This is a genomic window from Mesorhizobium sp. M7A.F.Ca.ET.027.03.2.1, from assembly GCF_003999175.1.
Taxonomy (GTDB): Bacteria; Pseudomonadota; Alphaproteobacteria; order Rhizobiales; family Rhizobiaceae; genus Mesorhizobium.
The window spans coordinates 1-5,777 of record NZ_RZOM01000323.1; the positions used below are offsets into that span (position 1 = coordinate 1).

Sequence of the window (5,777 nt, forward strand, 5' to 3'; positions counted from 1 at the left end):
ATGTCATCTGTTCGGTCAGGATCGCCCTGTTGACGGCATTGTCGTCGACAATCAGCACACGCGCACCGGTCACGTCGATCGGCATGATGCGTTGTCCGTTCTGCTGTCCAGCCCTCGGCAGCGTCACCGAGAACCAGAAAGTCGAGCCCTTGCCTTCCGCACTTTCGACCCCGATGTCGCCGCCCATCAGCTCGACGAGCCGCGAGGTGATGGCAAGACCGAGGCCGGTTCCCTCATGCCGCCTCGTCGAAGAGGTGTCGACCTGGCTGAATTTCTCGAACACCAGTTTCAGTTTTTCCTCGGGGATACCGATACCGGTATCGGTGACCGAGATCGTCAGCTTCGTTCCGGTTGGAACCCTCTCGCCGGTGACGTCGACCAGCACATGGCCTTCATCGGTGAATTTCACCGCGTTGCCGAGCAGGTTGGTGACGATCTGTCTGATACGGCCGACATCACCGACGAACAGGCTCTCGAGCCGAGGTTCGACACGCACGATCAGCTCGAGGTCTTTTTCCTTGGCTCGTGTCGACACCAGCGTCGCCACATCCTCGATCGCCTCGGCCAGATTGAAGGGCGCCGGATCGAGCACCAGCTGACCGGCATCGATCTTGGAGAAGTCCAGTATGTCGTTGATGATGGTGAGCAGCGCATTGCCCGATTTCACGATGATGTCGGTGAACGTCTTCTGCTTCGGGTCGAGGTCCGATTTGGCCAGCAGTTCGGCCATGCCGAGCACGCCGTTCATCGGCGTGCGGATCTCATGGCTCATATTGGCGAGGAACTCCGACTTGGCGCGGTCGGCGAGCACGGCGCGCTGACGCGCTTCGCGTAGTTCCGCCTCTCGCATCTTCAGCTCGGTGATGTCGGTGGTCGAGCCGATCAGATAGAGCGAGCCGTCGGAGGCGATCATCGCGCCCTTGCGGGCGAATTGATGCCTGACGCTGCCGTCGGCCAACGTCACCGTCTCTTCGACCTCCTGGGTTTCGCCGGTGCGCAGCACGGCGAGGTCGCCATTGACGAAAGCCTCGCCATCCGGCCCGAAAATCTCGATGTCGGTCTTGCCGATAGCCTCTTCCTTGCTGAAGCCCGTGAGATCGGACCAGCCCTTGTTGACATAGAACTGCCGGAGATCGGAGCGCTTGGCGTAGATCGATACCGGCACGTTGTCGATCAGGCTGCGGAACACCTCGTTCTCGCGCATGCTCTCTTCCAGCGCACGCTCGCGCGCCTTGACGTCGGTGATGTCGGTGCTCGAACCGACCAGATGCACCGACCCGTCCAGCGTCACCAGGCGGCTCTTGCGCGTCATCAACTGCCGAACCGTGCCGTCGCGATGGGTGACGGGTTCCTCGACCTCCTTGACGGCGCCCGTCACGGCGACTTGCGTGTCGTCATGGCTGTAGCCATCGGCGTCCTGCGCACCGAACAACTGCCGGTCGGTGCGGCCGATGACATCCTCCTTGGCCAAGCCGGTGATCGCGCACCAGGCCTTGTTGACGAATTCTATGCTCAGGTCCTGCGCCTTGATGAAGGCGGCCACCGGCAACTCGTCCATCACGTGCCGGAACAGGTCGATCTGGCGCATCGAATCGCGCAATGCCGCCTCGCGGCTCTTGATCTCGGAGATGTCAACGCGAACACCGATGAAGGTGCCATCATCGGTCCGCATGTCGTAGACCTGGTACCAGCGGCCGTCGGGGTTATGACGCTCGTAGCGGGAATTGGGCAAGCGGTAGCGGGCGAGGATCGCATCCAGCCAGCGGTCATGGTCGCTGTCGTAGAGCTGGTCGACTTGTGGATCGCCGCTGTCGCGGAAATAGCCGTTCGCATGGCCCAGAACGAGTGCCTCGCGGAATGTGCAGCCGGGCTGCCATGCCGGCTTCAAGGCCGGCAGCGTATCCTGGATCTTGCGGTTGGCGAAAACGAACCTGTCGTCGCGATCGTAGATGATCACGGCGGCCGGCAAGGATTCCAGCACGCTGGCGAGATGCTTGCGCGCATCCTGCGCTTCCGTCTCGCGGCGCTTCATTTCGGAAATATCGAACAGGAAGCCGGCAACATAGTTGCGGCCGCTGGCCATGCCGACGCGGCTCTTCCTGACGATACGCGATCGGCTGGCGCCATCGACCTCGAAATTCTCTTCCACTTCGTACGGCCGCCCGGTCGCAAGGACCTCACCTTCGCTCTGCTCGAAAAGCGCGACAGCGTTCGCCGGGAGGAAATCGCCGCCGGGTTTGCCGAGCATGGCTTGCGGCGTCTGGCCAAACAGGGCCGCGAACGCCTCGTTGACGAAGACGAAGCGCAGATGGTCGTCCTTGACGAAGATCGGATCCTTGACGGCGTTGATCACCGCCTCCGCCAGCCGCGCTTTCTCCAGCGCGTCGGCAAGTTCGGCCTCCCGGTTCTTCATGTCGGTGACGTCGACATAGGAGATCAGCCGCTTGCCGCCGGCCAGCGGCGCCATCGACGATATCAGCGTGCGGCCGTCATTGCGCGGGAACTGCCGCGCCGCGGCGATCCCGGCCCTGATTTCCGCCTCGCGCTCGGCGATATGCCGCTGCCATGATGCATCGTCGGCACCAAACGGATCGATGTCGCGGCTGGCGTCCATCAGATCGCGGAAGCTGCAGCCGATCTCGGCGCGCCGGGCGTCGATCTGCCAGAAATCATAGAAAGCACGGTTGATGATCTCGGTGCGCATATCGGCGTCGAGGACGAGGACACCGATCGGCATCTGGTCGACCATGGTGCGGAGACTGGCGAAGGTCTCGGCGATCTTGGCGTTCGCGCTTTTGATCTCCGCATCGCGTTGCTTGATCTCGGTGACCTCATAATAGGTCAGCAGCCGCTTGCCGCCTGACAGCGCCGTCACCGAGAACATCATCGTCCTGCCGTTGGCATGGACAAATTCACGCGGCGCGACGGATCCGGCGCGAATCTCCTCGAGACGAGTGGCAAGGTAGCGCTGCCATTGCCGTTCGTCGATGTCGCCATAGATGCCGCTGCGGCGGTTGAGTTCCATCAACAGGCTGAACGGAGCGCCGACGCCGACAGCGCCGTCCGAAATCCTCGAGAGGTCGCGATAGGCCTTGTTGACGATCAGCGTGTCGAGCCTGGCGTCGAGGAGCACGACGCCCATGTGCATGGCGTCCATCGTCCGCTCGAGGTCGGCCAGATGCTGGTCGGGCTCGCCGTCGGCCGATGGTTCCTGCCCCGGACCTTTGAAGGCGCCGGCCAATGCCGTGACGTTGCGGCCGATTCCGCGATAGCCGGCAAATCTTCCTTCGTCGTCGAACTTCGGAAAGCCTGATGTCAAGACCCAGCGACAGTCGGCGCTGCCACCCTTGAGTTCGTAGACGAAGTCGCGAAAAGGCCGGTGCGCCTGCAGATCCTCCAAATGCGCGGCGCCACTACGATCGCCGTTCAGGACCTGATTGAGGAAGTCGAAGCGGAACCGGCCAAGCACGTTTGCCGGATCGATGCCGGTGGCTGCCTGGTAATTCTGCGAGAGCCAGGAGAAGCGCAGTTCGGCGTCGGTCTCCCAGACCCAGTCGGAACCGGCTTCGACGAGTTGGCGAAGCGCATCGTTCGAATCCATGCAAGAGGCGGACGATGATGCATCATCGCCATGCGCTGTGGATCTGCGAGGCGCGCGCTTGCCGCGCGCGCTGATTGTTTCGTTCGCTTCCGCCATGCCGTCCCCACCCCGAAAACCAAGGCCGAACCCTCCTCCGCGGTTCGTCGGCAAAATGTGCCCGAGAAGCATTAAGGATCCGCTAACCTTAACGGTCAGTTAGCTTCATTCCGCCCGGTTGTCGGCGGGGTCGAACCCGCTATATAAGCAACGGCAGGGGTATTGCTGATGCTTGGACGGATTGTGCCTTTTTTCATGGGGCTGGCGCTGCTTTTCGGCGGCGGTTGCTCGCGCAGTTATGACGGCACGGTCGTCATCCCGAGGCCGCTCGATGTCCGGCGCTTCTGGGACCGGCCGCCACCGAATGTCGACTATGGGCAAGCCGAGGTCGAAAACGGCGCTTTTCCGGTGGCGCCGCAGCCGCCCCGGCGTTTTTCCGAGCGCAAGGTCAGCCATGCCGCACCGAGACGGCATCAGACGAGGTTGCCTGCGTCGGCGTCCCTATCGGCGCCGGCGAAGTCGCTGACCTGCAGGAACGTCAGCGAGCCTGGCAAGAGAGCTCGCATGGTCTGCGATTAGATTGGAGCTTGGTCCTAAAAGCGGGATTCGGTCAAACAAACACGATCCGCGGATAGCTCGGCGAACGGGCTTTCACAGGGAAGCAGCGCCTTTTTTCGGCTCCTTCGCTCCGAGCTTGTCGAGTGCAAGACGAACCTGACGCAGATCTTCCTGCCAACCGTCATCGTCGTCCATTGGACCCTCCGAGGCAGCCCGCTGCAACCCACGCGCCTCGGATTCGATCTCGCGCAGTTCGGCGATTTTTTGTTCGGTGGTCAGCGAGTCGTCTTCGACGATCTCCAGCACCCGCATTTCCCTGAACGTAGCCATGGCGTTCCTCCCGGCTGATGTCGATCACAACGCCGTGAGCGCCCCTCTGTTCCAGACGGATCGCGCAGCCGCATAGCAGCAGGCACCCCGCCGCCGGTGATCGCAAATCGGGGAAGACCGGCGATCATTCGGCCGGGAAAAATGCCGGGCCGACCAAGCGCACCGGCCGCTCGCCGGCCTCGATCGAAAGGTGCTGGGCGGCACCTGGGGCTTCGGCATCGATCCCGGGGACGGCCGCAACCGTGCCGAGATCCGGCTTCGCCGTCGGCAACGGAATAATGGCGTTGCGCATGTTGGCGGGCGTCACGGTCCTGGCTCGCAGTTCGGTGACCCGCTGGTAGTAGCGCTTGACGTCGCATGCCTTGAAATTCGCATCATCGCGATATCTGAAGGCTGCCGGCAGCTCGGTATAGGGTTTGCGCGTGTCGAGCGCGGTCATCTGGTCGGTCTCGAGGCTGGCGTCGTTCAACGTGTAGAGGTCGACGCCGGGGTCATCGCAGATGTAACGGCATTGATCGACCGTCTCCTTCAGATCGCCGCTGGCGGCGAATTGCGACTTTGGCGCCGGGAAGAAATATCCGTCCGACAGACGCACGCAAAACAGCATCGCATTGCCGGCGAACGTGGTGCTCGCCGATTGGGTGCTGGGCGCGGCGCGCACAGGCCGTTGCTTTGCCGAAGGCGCACAGCCAAGCGCGACGAGGCGCGCCTGCAGGCCCGCTGTGTCGCGGCCCGAATTCCCAGCGGCAGCAATCCGGCGCTGCACATCCGAGCGGCTCCTGGCGAGATCGGCGCAAGCGTTGAAGAGACCACCAAGCGAACTCTTCGCCGTGCACTGGCGCTGTCTCTCGATAGTCTGGATGGCTGCAAGTTGCCGGCGCAACTGGGCAAGCTCCGGGCTCGCCCCGCCGCTGCGGCCAGCCGAAAGCAACTGGCTTCTGATCGCGCCGCAGCTGTCCGCGTAGGACGAAAGGGTACCGAACAAAACTGCCGCCAGCGAAATAAATACGATCACCATGGAAGGCCAGAAACGGATCATCGGGACAACTGGTCCTTTTTGCGGAGAACCTGGAATTTAGAGTCCATGACTTCAGCAAGCTTCGGCTACATGAGTAATTCCTAATAATCTAACGAATTTCTACATGAATGACCTATTGTCTATTGTACTACGTCACCTCATGTAAATTCGATATTACATTTTTATTTCAAGATTGAGACGAACCTCGAAAGAAAGCGCAAGCCTGACCATCGC

General features: G+C 61.8%; 4 protein-coding genes. 1 reads left to right on the forward strand and 3 read right to left on the reverse strand.

Annotation, left to right across the window (positions count from 1 at the left end; translation table 11 throughout):
• A partial coding sequence (locus EN750_RS15875; RefSeq protein ID WP_189526227.1) for a PAS domain-containing protein occupies positions 1–3,697 on the reverse strand: 3,697 nt, incomplete at its 3' end.
• A 168-nt stretch (positions 3,698–3,865) separates the two neighbouring features.
• On the opposite strand from EN750_RS15875, the gene EN750_RS15880 reads away from it, so the two are divergent.
• Entirely contained in the window at positions 3,866–4,216 is a 351-nt protein-coding gene (locus EN750_RS15880; RefSeq protein WP_023810980.1) for a hypothetical protein, read from the forward strand.
• A gap of 72 nt (positions 4,217–4,288) precedes the next feature.
• Here EN750_RS15880 and EN750_RS15885 read toward each other — a convergent pair whose 3' ends face one another.
• Positions 4,289–4,525 carry a hypothetical protein gene (locus EN750_RS15885; RefSeq protein ID WP_013529265.1) on the reverse strand — a complete coding sequence of 79 codons (237 nt, stop codon included), beginning with the start codon at positions 4,523–4,525 and terminating at the stop codon, positions 4,289–4,291.
• A 124-nt stretch (positions 4,526–4,649) separates the two neighbouring features.
• A complete protein-coding gene (locus EN750_RS15890; RefSeq protein WP_245482719.1) occupies positions 4,650–5,543 on the reverse strand; it encodes a DUF2865 domain-containing protein in 894 nt (297 codons plus the stop codon).
• Between the last annotated feature and the right edge of the window lie 234 nt (positions 5,544–5,777).